This window comes from Acinetobacter sp. GW821-FHT09D10, assembly GCF_059416285.1.
On sequence record NZ_JBWKOW010000001.1, the window covers coordinates 332,589 to 355,921 of the forward strand.

General features: G+C 39.7%; 13 protein-coding genes and 1 pseudogene. 7 read left to right on the forward strand and 7 right to left on the reverse strand.

What is annotated here, in order from left to right; all coding sequences use genetic code 11:
- Positions 1-112: 112 nt before the first annotated feature.
- Complete coding sequence (locus AC07M3_RS01520) at positions 113-2,074, reverse strand: TonB-dependent receptor plug domain-containing protein (protein ID WP_494566323.1); 1,962 nt, start codon at positions 2,072-2,074, stop codon at positions 113-115.
- A 218-nt stretch (positions 2,075-2,292) separates the two neighbouring features.
- Between AC07M3_RS01520 and AC07M3_RS01525 the strand changes: the two genes are divergently transcribed.
- Positions 2,293-5,454, forward strand: coding sequence for a multidrug efflux RND transporter permease subunit (locus AC07M3_RS01525; protein ID WP_494566324.1), 3,162 nt, complete (start codon positions 2,293-2,295; stop codon positions 5,452-5,454).
- A gap of 56 nt (positions 5,455-5,510) precedes the next feature.
- Here AC07M3_RS01525 and AC07M3_RS01530 read toward each other — a convergent pair whose 3' ends face one another.
- The 5 genes and pseudogenes from AC07M3_RS01530 to AC07M3_RS01550 form a co-directional block, all read right to left on the reverse strand.
- Positions 5,511-5,705, reverse strand: coding sequence for a phosphopantetheine-binding protein (locus AC07M3_RS01530; protein WP_373456843.1), 195 nt, complete (start codon positions 5,703-5,705; stop codon positions 5,511-5,513).
- A 24-nt stretch (positions 5,706-5,729) separates the two neighbouring features.
- Positions 5,730-6,380 (reverse strand): annotated as a pseudogene (locus AC07M3_RS01535) (isochorismatase family protein); the annotation flags it as partial.
- A 21-nt stretch (positions 6,381-6,401) separates the two neighbouring features.
- Positions 6,402-8,066 (reverse strand): (2,3-dihydroxybenzoyl)adenylate synthase, encoded by a 1,665-nt coding sequence (locus AC07M3_RS01540; RefSeq protein ID WP_494566325.1) that lies wholly within the window; start codon positions 8,064-8,066, stop codon positions 6,402-6,404.
- Positions 8,063-9,301: an isochorismate synthase gene (locus AC07M3_RS01545; RefSeq protein ID WP_494566326.1), complete on the reverse strand. Its 1,239-nt coding sequence runs from the start codon at positions 9,299-9,301 to the stop codon at positions 8,063-8,065. Before AC07M3_RS01545 ends, AC07M3_RS01540 begins: the two co-directional genes overlap by 4 nt.
- Before the next feature lie 44 nt (positions 9,302-9,345).
- Positions 9,346-10,116: an SDR family oxidoreductase gene (locus AC07M3_RS01550; protein WP_494566327.1), complete on the reverse strand. Its 771-nt coding sequence runs from the start codon at positions 10,114-10,116 to the stop codon at positions 9,346-9,348.
- A gap of 267 nt (positions 10,117-10,383) precedes the next feature.
- On the opposite strand from AC07M3_RS01550, the gene fes reads away from it, so the two are divergent.
- The 4 genes from fes to entS are packed head-to-tail and all read left to right on the forward strand — an operon-like array spanning position 10,384 to position 20,233.
- The gene (gene fes / locus AC07M3_RS01555) at positions 10,384-11,586 is read left to right on the forward strand and encodes an enterochelin esterase (protein ID WP_494566328.1); all 1,203 of its coding nucleotides are present in this window, start codon (positions 10,384-10,386) and stop codon (positions 11,584-11,586) included.
- 29 nt (positions 11,587-11,615) lie between these two features.
- Complete coding sequence (locus AC07M3_RS01560; RefSeq protein ID WP_003651732.1) at positions 11,616-11,831, forward strand: MbtH family protein; 216 nt, start codon at positions 11,616-11,618, stop codon at positions 11,829-11,831.
- A gap of 12 nt (positions 11,832-11,843) precedes the next feature.
- A complete protein-coding gene (locus AC07M3_RS01565; RefSeq protein WP_494566329.1) occupies positions 11,844-18,986 on the forward strand; it encodes an amino acid adenylation domain-containing protein in 7,143 nt (2,380 codons plus the stop codon).
- Positions 18,983-20,233, forward strand: coding sequence for an enterobactin transporter EntS (entS, locus tag AC07M3_RS01570; RefSeq protein ID WP_494566330.1), 1,251 nt, complete (start codon positions 18,983-18,985; stop codon positions 20,231-20,233). Before AC07M3_RS01565 ends, entS begins: the two co-directional genes overlap by 4 nt.
- 42 nt (positions 20,234-20,275) lie before the next feature.
- Here entS and AC07M3_RS01575 read toward each other — a convergent pair whose 3' ends face one another.
- Entirely contained in the window at positions 20,276-21,019 is a 744-nt protein-coding gene (locus AC07M3_RS01575; RefSeq protein ID WP_494566331.1) for a 4'-phosphopantetheinyl transferase family protein, read from the reverse strand.
- A gap of 400 nt (positions 21,020-21,419) precedes the next feature.
- On the opposite strand from AC07M3_RS01575, the gene AC07M3_RS01580 reads away from it, so the two are divergent.
- Positions 21,420-21,710, forward strand: coding sequence for a hypothetical protein (locus tag AC07M3_RS01580; RefSeq protein ID WP_209733559.1), 291 nt, complete (start codon positions 21,420-21,422; stop codon positions 21,708-21,710).
- Positions 21,711-21,713: 3 nt separating this feature from the next.
- Positions 21,714-23,318, forward strand: a complete 1,605-nt coding sequence (locus AC07M3_RS01585; RefSeq protein WP_494566332.1) for a PepSY-associated TM helix domain-containing protein — start codon at positions 21,714-21,716, stop codon at positions 23,316-23,318.
- The last annotated feature ends 15 nt before the right edge of the window (positions 23,319-23,333 follow it).

Below are 23,333 nucleotides of genomic sequence, written 5' to 3' on the forward strand. Positions count from 1 at the left end.
AAGTATAAGATTTATTAAAATTATTTTGTCTATACTTGCTTGAAAATTATGGGTATTTGTTAAAAAAACAAAGCCTATTCCCCTATGAATAGGCTCTGAGCTTAGCTTTACCTTAGAAACTATAAGTCGCTTTTACAAAGTAATTGCGACCATACAGTTTGGTATTAAAGGTTTTATTTTTATCTTCAAGATCAACATCGGTCAGGTTTTTTATACCATAATCCAATGTTAAACGTGGTGAAAGTGGTGACGTAAAGGTAACGTCGTAAGTTGTATAAGCTGGTAACTCTTTAGTTGCTGAGTACATCTGTTTACCCACATAACTTACGCCAGCATTTACACGGAAATCTTCAACGGGCGCCCAAGAAATTGAACCATTAGCAAGCCATTCTGGTCGCTCAGTTAAATCTTTACCTGTAGTTTTATTTTTTGCATCTAAGTAAGTTGCATTTGCCTTAACACCTAAATTATCGGTGAAGTCATAACCACCAGTGAGTTCAACCCCTTTGAGTTCTGCACGGCTTACATTGGTCCAAATTTTTCTAAAATCGCCTTCTAAACGAGGATCTCCATCACTTAGGGTAATCGCTTCAATCAGGTTCTTCACATCATTTTGGAAAACTGTAACTCCAGCATTCCAATTTGGTCGAGTCACAATTAAAGAAGCTTCATAGTTGGTGCTTTCTTCAGGATCTAAATTAGGGTTACCTCGAATATGGCAACTACCACCACATGAGATCATTGAATAATTGATATCTAGCTGAGCTGGAGATGGAACCTTATATGCCTGTCCTACACCACCTTTAAGGATGACACCTTCTGCTAACTCATATGTTAAATACGCTTTACCCGTCGATTTGCCATCAAAGTCATCAAAATCGTCATAACGACCACCTAAAGTTAATGTCAGTGCATCGTTAATATGGGTGTCGTTTTGAACAAATACACCGTAGCTCTTCTGCTGGTTTTTTCCAGTGCCAATATAGCTCACAACATCGGTAATTTTCTGGTCTTTATAATCAAACCCTGCTGTGGTGTTATTCATCAGCCAATCAAAGTTAGCAAAAGCACGCCCAATTAGATTCTCTTGCTTATATTGGCGACTTTGCGGTGCGTCATACTCGCTATCGTAATCATAAATTTTGGCTGTTTCTTTACCAATATAAGCTTCTGTTTTACCCCATCCCCATTTTCCGCGGTGCGCAATCCCCACATTGGTACGTTTCATTTCTGATTCTTGAATGGAAGTTGCGGCATCTTGGGTCAGTGGTCGTTTATCGTTGTTATAACCCAAATCTAGGTCCAAAGTTTGTTGGTCACTAATATTCCAGCTTAAAGTACCGTTTACGTTTTTCGTATCTTTCTCTACAAAGTACGCGCCATCTGGATCTGGCTTGCCATTTCGGTACCATGCATCACGGTTATAAGCGTCTCCTGCCAAAGTAAAACTTAAATTATCGGTTAAACCCCCATATAGATTAAATCCGTAACGAAATTGATCTTTACCATTTCCACGGTCTGCTCGGTTATATTGCCCAAAGATCGAACCATGAAGCTGCCCGTCTTCAGCTTTCTTGGTAATAATATTGATTACACCACCCATGGCATCTGCTCCATAGAGCGATGACATCGGCCCACGAATCACTTCAACACGTTCGATACTATTTAAAGGAATTGCACTCCAGTCAAAGTCATTACCTCGCCACATTGCTCCGTTCGATGACATGCGTTTGCCATTGAGTAAGATGAGGGTGTAGTTACCCGATGTGTTGAGCATTCCTCGTATAACAATCTTATCTTGCCCACTATTGTAGTTATAAACCCCAGCTTGTTTTTGTAAAACATCAGCAAGACTAAGTGCTGCACTACGCTCAATCTCTTCGCTAGTAATCACACTAATTGATGCGGGTGCTTTATCAACATCTTGTTCTTTTAATGCTGCTGAAACCACAATAGTTTTAAGTTTTTGAACTGGTTCGTTATTGCCCTGCTGTTCACTATCTGCATTTGCTTGAACGGCGCATGGAAGCAGTGTTGAGATGGCGACCACCAGCGCCTTTTTCGTTAACGTCATTTCTCGGCCCTTGTTTTTGGATAATGATTACCACATGATAATTATTATCATTTATGATGTGCCGAGCATCATATACTTATGACTTTTACTGATCAAGATAAAAATAATTATTAGTTATATAATGATAATCATTATTGTTTGTGCTGTAAAAAAGCGTTACCATTACACCTTCGTGTGCCTAAAAACCTATTTAAAACAAGCTTAAAGTAGACATAACAATGCTCTCTCGATTTTTTATATATCACCCTATCTTTGTTTCTGTCATTGCAATCACTATTCTTATTTTTGGTTTTTTTGCCACTTTGGCAATGCCTGTTGAACGGTATCCAAACCTTGCTCCGCCCAGTGTCACTGTTGTTGCAAACTACCGTGGTGCGGCTGCTGACACTGTAGAAGAAAGCGTGACCCAAATTTTAGAACAACAAATAAAAGGTCTGGATAATTTGCTTTACTTTACGTCCTATAGTGAATCATCGGGAACGAGTAGCATTGATATTCACTTTAAAATTGGAACAGATATTGATAAAGCACAGTTACAAGTACAAAACCGAATTAATGGTGCGTTAAACCGTTTGCCTGAGGAAGTTCAAAGACAAGGCGTAAACATATGGAAAACCACGGGTGATATGCTGCTTATTGTTGGGCTATATGATGAAACAGGAAAAGCCAGCAATATTGAGTTGTCTGATTATATGGTGAATCACTTTGAACAACCTTTAAGCCAGTTACAAGGAATTGGTGAGGTTGATGTTTTTGGTTCGAGTTATGCCATGCGAATTTGGTTAAACCCAAATCAGCTTAGAAATTATCAACTTGTGCCGAGTGATATTGAACAGGCGCTCGAAGATTATAATACTCAGATTGCTGCGGGTTCGATTGGTGCAATGCCTTCTGCTTCTGACCAGAATATTTATGCAAAAGTAAAAGCAGGCTCACGTTTAAAAACAATAGATGATTTTAAGTCGGTAGTAGTTAAAGCGAATATTGATGGAAGCCTTGTTTATTTAAAAGATGTCGCGAGAGTCGAATTAGGTGCAGAAAATTATGAAAGCATTAATACGCTTAATGGCTATCCATCGGCAGGCCTAGGTATTTCTTTAAGTCCTGATGCCAATGCAATTGAGACTTCTGCTCTTATTAAAGAAAAAATGGCTCAGCTTAGCCAGCATTTACCAGCCGGATATAAAATTGTCTATCCAAGAGACAATACCCCCTTTATTGAAGAGTCAATTAAGCAAGTCATTATCACTTTGCTTGAAGCGATTGTACTTGTTGTTATTGTGATGTATCTCTTTTTACAAAATTGGCGCGCGACACTGATTCCAACCATTACGGTTCCTATCGTCATTAGTGGGACATTTGTGGTGTTGTATTTGTTTGGAATGAGTATTAACACCCTTACCCTATTTGCACTGGTTTTAGCGATTGGGTTGTTGGTGGATGATACGATTGTCGTGGTCGAAAATGTTGAACGACTTATGCATGAACAACAGCTTAGCGTGCGTGAAGCTTGTTTAATGTCGATGCAAGAGATTAGCGGTGCATTGGTTGGTATTACGCTGGTCTTAACCGCGGTATTTATTCCAATGGCCTTTTTCAGTGGTTCAACGGGTATGATTTACCGTCAGTTTTCTATTACCTTGGCAGCAGCCATGTTGTTATCGCTATTTGTAGCTATGACCATTACACCAGCAATGTGCGCAGTTTTATTAAAAAAACACAATAAAAAGCCAAAATGGGGACAAGCATTCGAGCTGATTCTTCAAAAAGTTAGATCAACTTTTAGTTTTTTATCCGTTCGCCTAATGCAGTTCAAAGTTTTTTCCAGTCTGTTAGTTGTGGGCATAGCGGTTATTTTATTTATGATTTACCGTGGTTTACCTACAAGCTTTATTCCTAATGAAGATCAAGGACTACTCGCTGTTCCATATAGTTTGCATAATAGTGCTTCGATGAGTCAGACCGAAGAAGTTGGAAAGCTCGTCAATAATTATTTTTTTGAACATGAAGCCAAAAATATTAATACCGTACTTGTGGTGAATGGACAAAATTTTTCAGGAAGTGGGCCAAATTTAGGTATGGCGTTTATTTCGCTTAAACATTGGAATGAGCGTAAAGGTGAAGCCAATACGGCAAGTGCTATTCGTGAACGTGCTCAAACTTATTTGCAAAAAAACTTGCCAGCCAAAGTCATGGTAGGAATGCCACCAAGTGTATCTGGTTTAGGTCAATCTGATGCTTTGGAACTTTGGCTTAGAGATATAAATGGTCAAGGACGCGATGAATTAATCAAACAATATAAAGCCTTAGAAAAAGAGGCGCGGAACTATTCAGCATTTGAAAATCTAAGTCCCCTTGTGAGTGAAGATAAAGCCGAAGTATTTATCCAACTCGATCAAAATAAGGCAAAAATGCTGGGAATTGATCAGCAAGCGATACGTTCAACTTTATCTACCGCTTGGGGTGGAAACTATGTTGGTGATTTTGTTGAAAGAGGTCGAATTAAAAGAATTATTATGCAAGGTGACTCTGAATTTCGCTCTAAACCCGAAGATTTAGCTTACTGGCATGTAAGAAACAATACAGGTGGAATGCTTTCCCTCGCCCATTTTGCTCAAAGTCAGTGGACTGGTGGACCGGAAGCTTTAACTCGCTTTATGGGATTAGCTGCCATACAACTTGAAGCGAATATCAGTTCGGGCTTTAGTTCAGGACAAGCCATGCAAGAACTTACGGATATGGTTGCCAAACAATCTGGTGTAGACGTTGCATGGAGTGGCCTCTCGTTACAAGAGCAGCAGTCTAATCGGCAGGCTATCTTTTTATATGTCATTTCTATTTTATTTATTTTCTTATGTTTGGCAGCCTTATATGAAAGCTGGAAAGTCCCTTTCATTATTTTATTAGGTTTACCTTTAGGAATTACGGGCACTATTATTTTTGCCAAGTTCTTTAACTTACCTAATGATGTTTATTTTCAAATTGCCCTATTAACGGGTATTGGCTTGTCTTGTAAAAATGCAATTCTAATTGTGGAGTTTGCGACTCAAGCACTCAAACAAGGAAAAAGTAAAATCGACGCAGCAAGTGAGGCTTTAAAGTTGCGTTTACGTCCGATTCTGATGACTTCTCTGGCTTTTGGTGCGGGTGTTATTCCTTTAATCTTTGCAACTGGTGCAGGCGCTGCTAGCCGTTATGAAATTGGCATGAGTGTATTTGGAAGTGTTGTATTTGGCACCTTCCTTGTACCGCTATTTACGGTGTTTTTCTTTGTTATGATTCATAGTGTGCCAAGTTTTCGGTGGTCTATCAGCAAACTTAGGTTTACTCGAACTTTGAAATTTAACGGCCGTATTAAAAAGGACAATACATCCTTTTAAAAGTTAAAATAAAAAAATGGCAGATATTAAATCTGCCATTTTTTTATTGTTTAGATTTAGGCTACAAGCTTATCAATCCAAACTTCTAGGGTTGGTTGTTCGGCTAAATCTTCAAAGCTCACCTGAGCGCCGTAAGCTTGCCATTTACCTACCAGTGTCATAAGGCGTACTGAATCAAGCCCAAGCATGAGTAAATCATCATTTAACTGAATGTCTGATACAGGAATCTGTAGCTGTTCACTTACCGCCAAAACAATACCTTCTTGGGTTAACGGCGATGCTGCTTGTTCAAGTTCCCAAGCACGAGTGACTTGTTGGGTCGTCATGACTTGTGCGCATCGTGTACTGGCATATTTCAAAGCCATATCGTGCTCTTCACGGCTAAAGTCAGCAAGTGCATCACCACATAAAAATGGTTGAATGTTTAGCATAAAGGCTTCCGCAGCACTCATGAGACAACCAATATGTGCATAGACACCACAGATAATGAGCTGATCTCTACCAGAATCGCGCATGAGTTGTTCGAGTGGAGAAAACTTAAATGCGCTATAACGCCATTTTGTTAAAACAGTATCATTTTTCTGAGGCGTAATTTCTGGCAAAATTTGGGTAATATTTGGATCATCTTTTAGACCATTTCCCCAGAAATCAGTTAATAACTGGCGATGTTCTGGCGTCTGGTTACCAGGTTGGGCTGTATAGACCACAGGGATATTAAACTTGCGTGCAGTTTCAATCAGTTCTTTAGTATTTTTAATCAATTCTGGAATTGGTTCTTGGGTTTGATCATAAAAGTCTAAAAAATATTGCTGCATATCATGCACTAGTACAACAGCACGATTGGTATGTAGCTGCCAATGTGTTTTATTCGCCGTAAATTCGTGTGCTTGGGGCATGCTGTAACTGGCAATCTTTGGAATACTCATCAAATTTTTCCTTTTTTATCTTTAAGCAAGAACATTGGTTTTAGTTTCAAGTTGTTGACGCAATATTTTTTTGTCGATTTTTCCAAAGGCTGTGTATGGAAATTGCTCGATAAATTCCACGCGATCTGGAATTTTGTAGGTCGCAAGTCCATAGTCTTTAAGGTGTTGGCGTACTGACATCGCAAGACGAATTTGACTTGGATCATCGCTTTGAGATTGCCACGCAACAAAGGCACAGCTTTTTTCACCCATGACCTCATCAGACATAGCAACTAGAGCCGCTAGGCGAATTTGCGGATGGGTTAGTAGAGCTTGTTCAACTTCTTCGGTCGCAATTTTTTCCCCAGCACGATTAATTTGTTCTTTAGAACGGCCTTCGACAACGATGCAGCCATCTTCACGAATACGAACTAAATCGCCAGTACGATAAAAACCGTCGGGAGTAAAAGAGCGCTCATTGTGCTCTGGTGCTTGGTAATAACCGCGAATGGTATATGGGCCGCGTGTAAGCAAATGCCCCACTTGCCCAGCTTCTACTGGTTGATCGTTATCATCTAGCACTAAAATTTCATCATCTTCTGAAATTTTTAAGCCTTGTGTATGGATGATTTGTTCTTTCGTCATATCAAAACGGGTGTAGTTCACAAGCCCTTCAGCCATTCCAAAGACTTGTTGTAAATTAACTTGAAACTCATCAATCAGACGTAAGGCAACCGCATCTGGTAAACGTGCTCCACCGACTTGCAGACAACGTAAAGTCGATAAGATTGGGTCTTGATCTTTTGCAGCTTTATCCATCCAAGGTCGAACTAATGCAGGAACTAGGCAAGCATCAGTTACGCCATGTTTTTTTATTAATGGAAATGCCGTATCAGGACTTGGATCAGTTCCTAAAACAACCGCACCACCTGCATAAAAAACACCTAAAGAACCAGCTGAGCTCATTGAAAAGTTATGGGCCGCGGGTAAAACCATAAGTAAGCGTGATGACTGGTCTAGACAGCAGATTTTGGCACTCTCACGAACACTGTATAGGTAGTCGTCATGGGTACGTGGAATAAGCTTAGGAACCCCAGTACTTCCACCAGAAAGCTGTAAAAAAGCAACTTGATCTGCCGTAGTCGGCGAGATGGCTTCATCCAAAATACTGGTTTCTTTAAATAGGTCTTGAATGGCAACAAAGTTACCTGCATTTCCAAGTACAAATACATGTCGTAAGCAAGAAGCTGTTTGCTGAAGCTTTTCGGCAAGCTCTCGGTAGTCAAATTTTTGTGCACCAAAATCAGCACAGAAATAAGCTTTTGCTTGAGTTTGTTTGAAAAAACTACTGAGTTCAGCATAGCGATGTGCAGGCAAAGACATTACAGGTAGTGCACCAAGCCGAATCAGTGCAAAAAACAAAACGTAAAACTGATAGTGGTTCGGCATTTGTACAACTGCTTTGTCACCCGCACGTAAGCCGTGTTGATATAAATGGCTGGCACAGCAATCGACTAAATAATCAAACTCAGAGTAACTAACGGCTTTTTCACCATCATAGATTGCAATGTTTTTCGGGTATTTTTGAGCACTTTCGCGCAAGAAGTCACTCAAGTTTTGCCCAATCCAATAACCTTTTTTACGGTAAATCTCAGCGAACTCTGCTGGATATGGCACGGCACCATCCAAATAAACCTGTGTTGTCATATGTTTGATCCCTGTATTGGTAATTGGTTTGGTGAAATGTGGAATCCGTCCAGCACAGTACGGAATTTTGCGGCAGTTTCAGCATGTTCAGCTTGCGGACGAGAAGCCTCCACAATGCCTGCACCAGCAAATAAACGCGCAATATTCTGATAAATTCGGGCACAACGGACAGTCACCGACCATTCACCATTACCTTGTTCATCTGCCCATCCCATAGTTCCTGCAAATAATTCTCGGTTAAATGGTTCAAGTTGCTGAATTAATTCTTTAGCAATTGGACTAGGCTCGCCACAAATTGCAGGTGTTGGGTGAAGGCGTTCAATTAAGTCGAAAACGTGAGTATCGGCTTGCTTAAGTTCACCAGTAATGTGTGAAGCTAAATGCCAAAGACGTTTGGTTCGAATGAGAGATGGTTGCTTAGGAACATGTAATTGTTTGCAAAAAGGTGTGAGCTCATCTGCAATCATTTCGATCACAAGTGCATGTTCATGTTGATCTTTTTGTGAGGCAAGTAAAGCTCTAGCATTGTTTTGGTCTATAGTCGGATCATCATCACGAGCCAATGTACCCGCAACCGGTTTACTCCAAATTTTTGTATTTTGCTTTGCAATTAAAAGTTCTGGACTTGCACCAACAAACCATCCCTCACTTTGAGGGTGCCTTGCGACTGCATAGTTATAGCCTTCAGGATTATGCTTCGCTAAATTATAAAATAAGTCTGAGACTGGAATATTTTTTTTAAATTCAAGTTGTAAAATACGGGCTAGAACGGCTTTATCCAGTTTCTTTGCCTGCATTTGCTGAACCAGATATTCAACTTGCTGCTGATAATGTTCACCTAATGGGAAATAATCAGCCTTGTTTAATTTTAAAGAACTAAGATCTATATCAGATTGTGCATAGAGTACCTTCTGACATATTTTTGCATTTTGCATGAGCATTAAATTGACATCTGCTGTCGAGCAAAACGGCAGTCCGCCCATAATTTTGACGTCTTTATAACCATCGGTAATCGCTTGCTGTAATTGAATTCGAGCTTCTTGTAGCCAATCTTTTAAAAGGCTATTTTTAGCGACCTGAATGTCTTGTAATTTCTGATGACTATTAATTGTGTATTCTGGCGTGGTAAAAATAAAACCAGCATCATGTCCACACTTTAGAACCTCTTGAGCAAGTGCAACGTGGCTTTCAGTAAAATTTTCTCGTTGGATAAAATACGGATGCTGTGCCGACATCTCGTGACTCCTTATACCGTTATTTTGTTGTAATGAATGAGTGTTTAAACGCCTAAAGTGGCTCCCCCATCAACCACAATTTCTTGCATGGTAATTTGTGCTGCCTGATCGGAAAGTAAAAAGCTGACCGTATTCGCAATGTCTTCAGGCTGGGCTAATTTTCTTAAAGGAATGCCTGTTCGATATTGGCTTAAATCGCCATCAATTACCGCTGGTGGCGGTGTATTGTCCGTCCACAACTGCTGCTGCATTTGAGTTAAAGTTGAGCCTGGTGAAACAATGTTGAGCCGTACCTGATGAGGTGCGATTTCAAGCGCAAGATTACGACAGTAGTGGCTGAGTGCAGCTTTACTAGTTGCATACATGCCAAGTTGTATACGCGGCATACGTGAACTATTTGAGCTAATCGTGACAATACTCCCCTGTTTTTTCTCACAAAAATGTTTGGCAAGTTGTTGACTAATCGCAATAGGAGCCATGACATTTACCGCAAAAAGTGTTTCCCAGTCTTCTGTTTTTGCTTCAAGCATAGAACGCATAATCAAGACACCTGCGGCGTTCACTAAACCTGTAATGTTGTGCTTTTCTAAAAGATCGGCAATAAGCTTTTGAGTGGCTTGTTGCTGTGTAATGTCCTGTGAAATGCCTTGCCAACGTAAACATTCATCTGATGTCAGGTTTTTATTGATTTCCCATAGTTCTGGGTTTTCCTGCTGATCAATACCGATCACTTGATACCCTTGTTGCAATAATTGCTTTGCAATAGCAGCTCCGATACCTCTTGCAGCGCCTGTGACTACGATGGTAGAGCTCATGTTCTTACTCCCGTCTGATTTGATCACTAAATTGCGCAACATAATTGCAAATAATTATCATTATTATCAAGAGCGATAAATATCAAACATAAGATTACAATCTAAATTAAGTTATTTATTAACCACAATTTCAACTTAAATTATTGTTTTTAATTAATATTAATAAAACTCATCTTTTTTTATTGATTATAATGATAATTGTTTTCATTTACTAATGAGAATCATTCTGATAATTTGACCGCGCTTTCTTGTCGAGATGGACTCAAAATGAAGCCATTTTCTCATCCTTTACATCCACTATTTCAACAATCAAATGTTGGATGTGAAACTTGGTGGAATACCGTTAAAAAATTAGGTAATCCCCTTGTTACTGTGCAAACAAATCATAAAACTTCTTGCACTTTTGTTTGGCGCAAGCCCAAGCACGAAGAGCGTTGCTTCGTTTATATCGATGTCTATTCACAAAGCCCATCTATCTATCAAAAGTGGAATCGTTTTAGCCATGTAGCTGGGACAGATGTGTACTTTTTTGAAATAGAACTCCCTGTAGCTTGGGCTGGTAGTTATGTTGTAGTTACCGCTGATGGGGAAGCACCACAAACAAACTGTGCGGCAACGCGACGCTCATGGTGGCAAACCCAGCTTAAACAGAATGTTCAGATTGATTCATTAAGTCATCAGCAGTTTTATAGCGGACACTTGGCTCGTTACATCAATCAAGTTCAACTCGAAAAGACAAAACAATTACCCACCAGCCTTTGCCCTATTACAAAGACATTTCAGTGGTCAAGCGTGTTATGTCAACAAGACTATTTAGTCGATGTTTTTATTAGTGGTCAGGCAGTTCAAAAAACATTACCACTCGTTATTTTTCTTGATGGCCAAGTCTGGAGTCGAGAGCTTTCGATTCTTTCCGAGATTCGCGATTTAACCGATTTAAAAAAGATCCGTCCAGCTGTATACGTATTTATCCATAGTTTAAACAGCCAACAACGTCGACAAGATTATGGTTGCCATGATGTATTTAGTCAGGCACTTGTAAACGAATTATTAGAAATTCTTTTAGAACAATATTCATTTATTTCAGCAACGAACATTACCTTATGTGGTCAAAGTTTAGGTGGTTTATGTGCTTTGCATAGCGCACTGCTTTTCCCAAAAGTTTTTACATCGCTGATTTTGCAGTCTGGCTCTTATTGGTGGTCAGATTTTTCTAACAGCGCTTTGGGACGAAACCATACGGGTAACCTTTTAGAACTACTAAATTTATCTCATCCATTACCAAAAACAACTCAAATTTATATCAGTGCAGGCACGTATGAAACCGATATGCGGGACGATGCCCACCAACTTTATCAACAATTGCAATCATTCAATCAAGTGAGTTTTCAAACTTTTTCAGGCGGCCACGATGCGGTGAACTGGCGTGCAGACTTGCTTAAGGCATTGCAAAAAATTCTTTCACTATAACCATTTGTTTCATCAAGGATAACAATATCATGAGCAACTTACAGGAAAACTATATTAATCCTTTCGATAATGAAAGTTTGTCTTTTCAGGTTTTAAAAAATCAGCAAGGTGAGTTCAGTTTATGGCCGGCCCAACATCAGGTGCCATCAGGTTGGGACGTTCAACATGGTCCAGATACACGGGCTTCGTGTATTGCGTATGTAGAAAAGCACTGGGTTGCGATTAACCCCTTTCAGCAAGCGTAAAGGAGTATTGTCATGAATCAAGCATTAAATAATGAATTTACTTCCGATATTTCACAACCAGCTCGTTTTGAATTGGCCTCTACCCAGCTCGGTATTTTTCTTGCCGATCATTTAAGTTCTATTGAAGATTTATATACGATTGCCCATTGCTTAGAATTACCAAAATCTATTGATATTTCAATATTTAAGCAAGCAATTCAAATGGGTTTAAATGAAGCTGACACTGTGATTTCTTCATATTCATCTGATCCGGCACAGCCCTTTATTGAGCTTAATAACCAAGTGCAGATTCGAATCGAAGAATTTGATTTTTGCCATTTAACCCCTCAAAAAGCTCAGCAACGCTTATGGGATTGGATGCCATCTGACCGCCAATGCGCTAAATCACTTAAAGCTGGTGAATCTCAACTCTTCCGTCAAGTACTGTTTACTACACACGACAAAGTGTATTGGTATCAACGCTATCATCACATCATGCTTGATGGTTTTAGCATGATTAACCTCACAAAACGAATAGTTGAGTTATATCAACAATTACAAGCAGGAAAAGACCTTAGTTCTTCACCTTTTATTGATGTTAATGATGTCATCTTAGAACGTCAGGCTTATGAAAATAGCCATCAATTTAAGATAGACCAAGCTTTTTGGAAGGCTTACTGTGAAGACTTGCCTAGTCCTATTAGTTTAAGTACACACCACTTAGCCTCGAAAACAACAGCCCAATTTGTTAAGCATCAGCTGCGTTTTTCTACAGGAATTTTAGAGCAAATTCAGGCTTTAGCTGCGCAATCTAAATTAGCTTTGAATGACATGATGATGTCATTGTCATTACATTATATTTACAAAATGACAGATAAAGCCGAATTGGTTAATGGCATTCCATTTATGCGCCGTTTAGGCTCAAAGGCGATTCGCTCAACATTACCGACCGTAAATGTATTGCCTGTGAAGTTTAATGTTGCTGAAAAAGACAGTTGGGTGAGCTTGGCTCAACATGTTCAAAAACAATTACAACAAGTTCGGCCACATCAAAAATACGATGCTGAACAAATTTTAAGAGATTTAAACAGTATCGACATTCATGAACGGATGTATGGTCCTATTTTAAATTATAAAGCTTTTGACCAAGATCTCACTTTAGATGGTGAAAAGGTCAAAACACATCATATCTCAACAGGACCAATTGATGATTTTGAGTTTTCTTTTATTGTTCAAGATCATGAACTCATTATCGAATTACGTGCCGATGCACAGCGTTATACTCAAGATGAGTTACTCATGCATGGTCAGCGTATAACGCTGCTATTAGAGCAGACTTTATTACAACCAGAGCATCCATGTAGCAGTTTTAATATTACTACACCACAAGAACTTAGTGCGCTGACAAAAAGCGGTATAGGTCCTCGCGTTAACCATCCTGAACAATATAATAATGTTCTAGATATCTTCTATGAACAAGTTCAAAAATATCCGGAACGTATTGCAATTATTAGTGGTGAACGTCCGCATCTACAACAACTTAGTTTTTCTGAACTTGCAATTCGAGTGAATCAACTTACCCGTTTTTTACAGGAAAATGGAGCAAAGAAACACACGGTTATTACTGGTGCTATTCCCCGTTCTATCGATTCAGTGGTTGTGATGCTATCGGTGTTAAATTCGGGTGCAAGCTTCTTACCACTCGATTTAGATTATCCAATCGATCGTATGCAAATGATGTGTGAAGATGCCAATCCATTGTTTGTACTTACAACGCAGGCTCTTTCAAGCCAATTGCCTCAAAATATTCAGCAAGTACATCTTGACCATATTGATGTTCAAAAGCAGATTCAAAAACAAGAAACGAGTGATATTCCTACCCAGAGTCGTAATTTCGATTTTCAGGATGTGGCTTATGTGATTTTTACATCAGGCAGTACAGGGCGTCCGAAAGGTGTTATGAACACACATGGGTCGCTACTCAACCTGATTTTATCGCATAAACCTACAATTTATTGGCCTGTACTTAATGCCGTAGAGCAGCGTTTTCCTGATCGTCCATTACGCGCAGCACATACACATTCTTTTTCTTTCGATTCATCTTGGTTGCAAGTTTTCTGGATGTTATGGGGACAAGAGCTACATATTTTTGATGAAAACATGCGCCGTGATGCATTTGGCTTAGTTCAGGAAATTCAACAAAGGCAAATCGATACATTAGATTTACCGCCGTCTTTTTGCGCGCAAATGATTACCAATGGCTTATTTGCAGATGGTCAGCATCATCCAAGTCTGATTTTGATTGGTGGTGAAGCTGCACCGTTAGCTTTATGGCAACAGCTTAATGCTCAGCCAGCGCTTTTTGCTCATAACTTATATGGCCCAACAGAGTATACGGTTGATACTTTCCGTGCAGAGCTAAAACAGACAGCTCGCCCTGTGATTGGTAACCCTATTGGCAATACGCAGGCTTATGTATTAGATCGTCACTTGCAACGATGCCCGACTGGTGTGATTGGTGAGCTTTATATTTCTGGCTTTGGTATTGCTAATGGTTATTTAGGCCGTGCTGACTTGAGTGCTGCCCGTTTTGTTGCCAATCCATTTGAATATGGGCAACGCATGTATCGTACGGGTGATTTAGTGCGTTGGAATAGTGCAGGTAAACTTGAGTTTATGGGACGCTGCGATGACCAAATTAAAATTCGTGGTTATCGGGTTGAAATTGGTGAAGTAGAAAATGCGCTTTCCGTTTTACCTAATATTGAAAGTGTTGTCGTCATTGCAGAGCCAATTAATAACAGCCACCGTTTGCTCGGTTACTGCGTGGTCAAAGACATTGAACTTGATGAAAAAATAAGTGAGCAGTATTTAAGTCAGTTACGTCAAAACCTACCTGAATATATGGTGCCTTCAGCCCTCACAGTCATGGCTGAATTTCCCCGAAATGTAAGTGGTAAGGTTGATAAAAAGGCCCTACCGCGTCCGAAGGTTCGCAGTCATAGTCGTATGGCAGAAACACCTGAACAGAAGCTTTTATGTCAGATTGTCGCATCTGTGCTGAAACTAGATTCTATAGGGATTGATGACGACTTCTTTATGACAGGTGGTGATAGCATTTCTGCCATCATGGTGTGTACTCAACTACGGCAGCATGGTTACAGCTTAAGACCAAGTGATGTATTCCAATTCAAAACAGTTGCTGCTTTGGTACCTCATCTGACACGTTTAGATGAGCAACAAACGGCTATTTCAAAACCTTTATTTTCAGCAGACCTAGAACAAAAGGTTCAAGAAAAATATGGAAAACATAGCACGATTCTGCCTTTACTTCCTTTGCAAAAAGGCATGCTGTTCTTATCTCAAGTAGAAAATAAATCGAATTATAATGCCTTTACTCGTCTTAGCTTAAATGGAGACATTGATCCTGTACGTTTGCAGCAAGCGCTGATTACCGTACTAAAACGTCACCCTCAATTAGGTGGACATTTTGATAGCGAATTAGCTGAAGAACCTGTTTTTATCTATTCATTACACCCTACCCAAGCTTGGCCAGTTCAATTTTGTTCGGTCACTCCCGATTTGCTTGAGCAAACCATTCAAGAGGTATTACAACAACCGATTCAACTCGACCAACCCTATGGTCTGATTCGGGCAACGTTAATTCAACATGCTCCTGAACAATCAGAACTATTGATTATGGTGCATCACTTGCTAACTGATGGCTGGTCAACTCCATTGTTCTTACAAGACTTTATTAAGGCCTATCAGCAAACTAACCAACAATTGCCAGTGCTTAAACATAGCTATGAAACAGTGATTAAAGCCTTATCTGGACGTGACCATGAAACGTCAAAAGTAATATGGCAACGTGATTTAGCTGATTTGCAGCCACTTATTTTATTTAATCAACCACAGCAAGCTGTACAGGAAACTTCCTATCGTTTAAGTGCTGAGTTGGGTGCGAAACTTCAACACAAATTACGCCAACAAGGCATCACGCTAAATGTCTTCATGCAAATGATTTGGGCAATGACTTTAAATATTTATGCCCACCGAGAAGACATTGTGTTTGGCACACCTGTTTCTGGTCGTTCAGCACCTATCAATGGTTTAGAGCAACAAATCGGATTGTTTTTAAATACGATTCCGGTACGTGTACAGTTGAACATGCAGCAAACACTTTGGGAACAATTAGCTCAGTTACAGCAATTGCATGTTGAACATTTAGAACACGATGGTTTAGGACTAAGTGTAATTCAGCAATTGATGGCTCAAGGTAATCTTTTCGATAGTTTGTTAGTCGTAGAAAACTATCCAGATAACCAATATTTACAGCAAAAACTTGGCGATGCGGCTATTTCTAAGCTCACAAATCGCGGTTATAGCCATTACCCGCTTGCCTTGTTGGTCATTCCTGATCATCAAATTGAATTACTACTCGAGCAACGTGGTGTAATTGATCAGTCTGAACATTTCCTAGAGCGAATGGTTCAATTTATTGAAATTGCATTAAATGAACCAGAAACTGCTTTAGGCCATTACCGTCTACAACTTGCCGAAGAGCGTGAATTAATCCAGAAAACGAATCAAACTCAATATTATGTTCGCCCAACAACATTACAGCAGTTACTCAGAGAGCAAGCTCGAATTACTCCTGAACAAACGGCGTTATGTGATGAAACTCATCAGCTCAGTTTTAGTGAAGTCCGATTACAAGTTTGTGCTTTAGCACAGCAATTGCAACTTGCAGGTGTACAGGCTGGAGATATTGTTGCGGTTGCCCTACCAAGGTCGGTCAAACTGAGTATTGCTATTTTAGCAGTGATTGAAGCAGGTGCAGCATACTTGCCACTCGATTTGCAACACCCGACTGAACGTATCAAGTTTATGTTGCAAGATGCTAAATCTAAACTTTTGATTGGTGAACAAAAAGATCTAACCGCTATTGCTCAACCATCAATAGCCACCTTTGCTTTCGATCAATTGTTTGATGAAACAAAAGTTGATTTAAGCAGCTATAAAACTACAGTCATTACCCCACAACATCCGGCATATTTAATCTATACCTCCGGTACAACTGGCCAACCAAAAGGTGTGATGGTTTCTCACCAAGCGATTGTGAACCGTATTTTATGGATGCAATCAGAGTATCCACTCTCAGCAGCCGATACGATTTTGCAAAAAACGCCATGTACTTTTGATGTTTCTGTATGGGAATTTTTCTGGTCATATTTAGTCGGTGCTCGATTGGTTATGGCACCTGTGGATGCACACCGTGACCCGTTGGCATTATTAAACCTTATTCAAAAATATCAGGTAACCACATTACATTTTGTACCTTCAATGCTGGCTGTCTTTGAAAATGCTGCTACCGAAATTTTATCAACTGCTCAGCGCCAAAGCTTGCCAATCCGCCGAGTGTTCTGTAGTGGTGAAGCTTTACCAACGGCTTTAGCAAAATCATTTACCGAGCACTTTAGCTGTGAGTTGCATAATTTATATGGCCCAACAGAAGCTGCGGTAGATGTGAGTTATATGGATGCAACGTTGGGATTACATCCTGAAGAAAGTAGCGTAGCAATTGGTTATCCTGTGTGGAATACCCAGCTTTATATTTTAGATCAATATTTACGTCCTGTTCCTATTGGAGTGGATGGTGAACTTTATTTGGCAGGCCATCAACTCGCCATGGGTTATTTACATCGTGCAGACTTAACAGCAACTCGTTTTGTGGCAAACCCGTTTGTCGCAGGTCAAAGAATGTATCGCACCGGAGATGTTGCTCGTTGGAATGCAGATGGTAGTATTCAATATATGGGCCGTTCAGATGATCAGCTAAAGATACGGGGTCAACGTATTGAACTGGGTGAAATTGAGCAACAGCTACGCTTAGCAAGTGGGTTAAATGATGTGATTGTCCACCCTATTGTTTCTGAGCAAAATAAAGCAGACGTTCAGTTGGTTGCTTATTTGCAAACAACAGCATCTGTGGACATTGATCAGTTAAAGAAAAAATTGGCGAAACAGCTTCCTACATATATGGTGCCTACACACTATGTATTAGTTGAGCAGTTCCCATTAAGTCATAATGGTAAGCTGGACCGTAAAGTACTACCGCGGCCACAACTTGATACTTCAAATACAGAAAAACAGTACGCCACAACTGCCTTTGAACATGAGCTCACAGGTATTTTCCAGAAAATCTTAAATACAGAACAAAATATTGGCATAAACGAAGATTTCTTTGCCATTGGTGGACATTCCATTTTGGTCATGAAGCTTGCAATTGAAATCCGAAAAGTATTTAAGCGGACCATTCCAATTGGTCAGTTAATGAGTCATGTCACGATTCAACGTTTAGCGGCTTTGCTTCTTACACAAGAACGTTTGGAAGAAGTTGAACAAACTGGTATGCAACCTGTTTTACCCATCCGTTCTGGCTCTGGGCATCCATTGTTCTGCTTCTTCCCGGGTTCTGGTTCGGCATGGCAATATACGGTACTGAATCGTTATTTGCATTCTGACTTACCTATTATCGGGTTGCAGTCACCTCGACCAGATGGCCTATTGGCAAATAGTACTAATATGGATGAGTTGGTTGAAAAACAACTTGAGATTATTCGTAAGCAACAACCAACAGGACCTTATACCTTATTAGGTTATTCACTTGGTGGCACTGTAGCCTATGCGGTTGCTGCAAAGTTAACTGAACAAGGTGAACAGGTTGATTTTCTGGGCTTGTTAGACACTTATCCTGCCGAAATTCATCAGTGGTTAGATTTATCTGTAGAAGAAATGAATGCTGAAGCAGAACAGGAACAGCTTCAATTCTTCAATGATATTTTAGCCGATGCAGATACGGCGCTAAACGAAGAAACACGCCGTTTACAAGAGGATATTTTTGCGAACTATCGCGATGCAGTACGTTTACTAAAACCTTATAAAATGCCATGTTTTGACGGTGAGCTACACTTGGTTGTTGCTGAAAAAGATTTACTTCCATATATCCAACCAGAACAACAATGGTCGCCTTTAGTTAAAAAGCTCAATATTGTTCGACTAAGTGATGCTGATCATACTGATTTATTGTCTCCGCAGCAGCTTGAAACACTTGGCCCAATTTTAAACCGCATGATTTGTCAGGCGCGCGGTTTAGAGGAGCAAATGCCATGAGTTTTAAATCAATATTTACCGATTTCAGTCTTTTAAAACGTAATGCTCATTTTCGACATGTATTTATTGCACGCACGTTGTCACTGCTAACTATTGGCATGCTTGTGGTTGCTATTCCCAAACAAGTCTATGACTTAACGGGTAGTTCGTTAAATGTTGCTGTTGCAATGGCCTTTGAAGGCGTTGCCATGTTTATTGGTCTGTTACTCGGTGGTTTATTGTCAGATCGAAAAGATAGAAAATGGCTGATTTTACTGGCGCGCAGTATCTGTGGTTTAGGTTTTGCGGGGCTTGCGATCAATGCCATGTTTGAACAACCTTCGCTCTATGCTATTTATTTCCTTTCAGCATGGGATGGCTTCTTTGGTGCACTAGGTGTAACCGCAATGATGGCGATTATGCCTGTGATTGTAGGACGTGAAAATATCGTACAAGCCCGTGCAATTAGTATGGTATCCGTACGACTTGCTACCGTTATTTCACCAGCAATCGGTGGTATTTTAATAGCGGTTAGTGGGGTTGCGACCGTGTATTGGGTCTCAACAGTGGGTACCTTACTTACCGTGTTTTTATTAATAGGGTTACCTGCTCTTAAACCACAACATGCAGCTAATGGTGAGAGTCCTCTTCGCCAATTAGTCCAAGGGTTTAAATTCGTTTTAAAAAACAAAGTGGTTGGCAGCACGATTTTAATTGGAACCTTGCTTAGTTTTAGCAGTGCTATTCGCATTATTTTTCCACAAATGGCAGATGAAATCTTTCACGGCGGTGCATTTGAGCTCGGGCTTATGTACTCGGCTGTACCTTTAGGTTCGACTTTAGGTGCCTTACTCAGTGGATGGACAACACGATTACTGCGACCCGGCTTAGTCATGCTCTATACTTGTTTAGGTGTCTTTAGCTGCATGATTATGATTGGGCTTTCACCTTGGTTAATCATGACTTTGCCAATTTTATGTGTTTTCGGATATTTGATGTCGATTGCTAACTTGCTTCAATACAGCATTGTGCAAGGACATACGCCTGATGAATATCTAGGCCGTATTAATGCAATCTGGCTTGCTCAAGATGCTTTGGGAGATTCGATTGCCACAACAACTTTAGGTCTTTTAACTAGGTTTTTACCAATATCAGGAAGCATTCTCTTCTTCGGCATATTAAGTTTTGCGGTAGGATTTATGTTCTTATTCAATTCTCAAGATATGCGTGAAACAGGATTTCAAGATCCTAAATTACAAGAAAATTAAGCCATATCTTAAAAGAAGGCAATTTATTGCCTTCTTTTGTTTTTAAGCAGAACTATAGACTTCAAAGACCCAAGTCATAATGTAGTCCTGTTCCACGTTCCAGCCACCTTGATAGTGTTCTAAGAGTTGATGGCGATTTCGTATTTCCGGTGTAAAAGCCAAAGTTAATGTTTGGTTTTCAAAATCAATATCGACTACAGAAGCTTCTAAAAAGTCGATGTATTGTTTAGCTATAGGATATACAGCTTTATATAAGCTTTCTTTAACAGAAAAGATTAAGCTTACAAATTGAGAAAAATCAAAAAATTTAGAAGCTTTAACCTTCCAGAGTTCAAGTTCAGAAGGCGTTAAAATAAGATCTGCACTCTCTTGAGCAAATTCAGAGCTTACCCAGTGCTCGATATCAATTCCTAAATAACCAGCTTTGTCGGATAGCGCAACGATCAACTTATTTTGTGAATGACTAATACTACCCAAAACATGAGGTGGCCAGACGGGCAAATGTTCGTGCATAGATGTTAGTGGTTGATCTAAACCAAAATGATGACTTAAAACAGCCTGAGCCAGTATCCTTCCACATAAATATTCATGTTGACGTTTAGGATGGGCTTGAATAATTTTTTTGGGATGCTCTAATTGCTGATCTATATGTAAATGCAGTGTTTTTGATAAATCTAAACCATAACAATCGAACGGCATTTTAAATAAAATTGGTTTAGAAATTTCGAAAATCAAGCCACAAAGAGACTCAGGAATATATAAATAATCACTTACAGCATTTGACATCAAATAAAGAATTTTTAACGAATTATGTCCTATCTTATCGTATGGCAACACATCGATAAATAATTATATTTATCATTTGATAATAATTATTATTTACTTATACTGTTGGATAAATTTTCCCCTTAATTTATTTAAAAATATTGATCATGAAACTTATAGGACTTTTTTTGACCCTGTTGGGAGCGGTCAGTGTCTATTGTAGCCATAGCAACCAAAACCTGTTATTTCAACATCTTCCCACTCTATTTAAGTATTTAGGCCTCTTGTTTTTAGTCATTGGATTAATTGCACTCTTTGCCAGCTTACCGAAAGTTGTTGCCGCTTTTTGTTGGTTCATGCTTATCATTTTTGCATGGTCGTTCCTTCCTTTTATGGCGCTTTTTAAACGGAAACTGGTTTCATGAAAGCTAAAATTCAGTCTCCTATTCAGCCAGACTGGTGGAGTAAAACCTTTGCTGGTGGTGTTCTAGGGTTAAGCCTTGCTATTGCTTTTGGCAACCTGATTGTTTTATTGGGTCAGCCTTATATTGCCATGGATTTATTGGCCCAATTAGGCATGTGGAGTGTTCCTTGGGTTTGGATGCCAATTATGTTTGGCACCTATTTCTTTGTGACAGGAAGACAAGCAATGGTTTATTTATTTGTTGCCAACGTACTGGCTTATAGCTGTGTGTTTCTAATTCGGAGTTAAACAATGAAAGTACGTTCGGATATCATGAAACTTGCAAAAAGCATGCATACTTGGGTGGGTGTATGTGCAGGGATTTTGCTTTTTATCTGCTTTTTTGCTGGTGGCCTCAGCATGTTTCAGCACCATATTAGTAAATGGGCCACGCCAACGCAGCAAGTTATACCTAAAGTCTCACCCGACCAATATAATGAGCTTATTCAGAAAGTACAGACTGCCTATCCTGCTGCACAAAAGAACTTCACACTGAATTTATCTTCGAATGAATTTCACTATGCGCCCATTACATGGAGTGAACATGAGCGTGGAGATGGTTTTAATACTGCTCAGTCCACGTGGATGGCCAGCTTAGATGAAAAAGGTCAGTTAATCGTTGCTCAAGAAAACTTATCTAAAGCAGGTTGGCTGATAGAACAGCTACATGAAACCGCAGGCATACCGGGCATGGCAGGCCATCACGGATTGGGTCTCTATGTGATGGGTGTGATTTCAATTTTATATTTTCTTGCCTTACTTTCAGGCGTAATTATACTTTTACCAACATTAGTGAAAGATTACTTTGTTATTCGCCCTGGTAAGAATAAAAAGCGCTTTTGGTTAGATGCGCATAACGTGATTGGAATTACGAGCTTACCGTTCCACATCATTATTAGTATTAGCGTTATTGTCTTTGCTTTTCATGACTTTTTTTATGATGCAATTGGACAACTTGCACTCAAAGGACAACCTGTTTTTCAACGTTCTCCCCCAGCGCTTATTCAACCTAAACAAACACAGATTGATGTGCAGCAAATATTAGCTCAAGCCAAAAAAGTTGCGCCTGAATATTCAGTTGACTATATCCAGTTCAGTGGCCTAGATAAACCTGAAAAAGCCAATGCACGTATAGCTTTATATAGTTCAGATCAGATGTTACGCGGTGCGAATCAAGACTTTATGCGTATGAACCCTTACGCGGTTGAGCACTTTAATCATAAAGGTATTAATACGCAGACTGATGCGGGCAATAAATTGATTAATGCAATGTTTAGTCTACATTTTGGAAGTTTTGGTGGTACGGGCGTACGTTGGATCTATTTTGTTTTAGGTGTTGGTGGTGCTTTCTTATTTTATACGGGCAACATTCTTTGGGTTGAAACTCGTGCACGTAAGCAAAAGCGTGCTGAAGATCCTGTTCCCGTGCAGCGTAAAGATGTGGTGTTCCTTGCGAACTTAACTATTGGTGCCTGTTTAGGATGTATTTTAGCTGTAGTGGGCACAATGTTGGCCAGTCGTTGGCTCTTCGCAGCACTCAATATTGAAAGCATGAATCACCTCTTTATGTATGGTTATTATGCAATTTTCCTACTGACTTTGATTTACACCTTTGTCATTGGCTATGCAAAAGCTTTACCGCAACTGCTATTAACCTTAGTCTTTGTCTTATTTGCGATTCCTCTTACGTCTCTTGTGGCCTACTTCATTCCACAAAGCGGCTTATGGGTACATGGTGGCGAAATCTTAGTCGTTGATTTCTTGGCTATCATTTTTGCTTTGGCCTTCTGGCGTTTTTATCAACAAGCCCAAGATCGCTTGAAAGCTGCTCCACTGGGCAGTTTATGGGCTAGCTAACAACCATAAATCGAC

Coding starts and splice junctions, on each gene's coding strand:
- AC07M3_RS01520 (WP_494566323.1), bottom strand. CDS start 2,074: ATGACGTTAACGAAAAAGGCGCTGGTGGTCGCCATCTCAACACTGCTT.
- AC07M3_RS01525 (WP_494566324.1), top strand. CDS start 2,293: ATGCTCTCTCGATTTTTTATATATCACCCTATCTTTGTTTCTGTCATT.
- AC07M3_RS01540 (WP_494566325.1), bottom strand. CDS start 8,066: ATGACAACACAGGTTTATTTGGATGGTGCCGTGCCATATCCAGCAGAG.
- AC07M3_RS01545 (WP_494566326.1), bottom strand. CDS start 9,301: ATGTCGGCACAGCATCCGTATTTTATCCAACGAGAAAATTTTACTGAA.
- AC07M3_RS01550 (WP_494566327.1), bottom strand. CDS start 10,116: ATGAGCTCTACCATCGTAGTCACAGGCGCTGCAAGAGGTATCGGAGCT.
- fes (WP_494566328.1), top strand. CDS start 10,384: ATGAAGCCATTTTCTCATCCTTTACATCCACTATTTCAACAATCAAAT.
- AC07M3_RS01560 (WP_003651732.1), top strand. CDS start 11,616: ATGAGCAACTTACAGGAAAACTATATTAATCCTTTCGATAATGAAAGT.
- AC07M3_RS01565 (WP_494566329.1), top strand. CDS start 11,844: ATGAATCAAGCATTAAATAATGAATTTACTTCCGATATTTCACAACCA.
- entS (WP_494566330.1), top strand. CDS start 18,983: ATGAGTTTTAAATCAATATTTACCGATTTCAGTCTTTTAAAACGTAAT.
- AC07M3_RS01575 (WP_494566331.1), bottom strand. CDS start 21,019: ATGTCAAATGCTGTAAGTGATTATTTATATATTCCTGAGTCTCTTTGT.
- AC07M3_RS01580 (WP_209733559.1), top strand. CDS start 21,420: ATGAAAGCTAAAATTCAGTCTCCTATTCAGCCAGACTGGTGGAGTAAA.
- AC07M3_RS01585 (WP_494566332.1), top strand. CDS start 21,714: ATGAAAGTACGTTCGGATATCATGAAACTTGCAAAAAGCATGCATACT.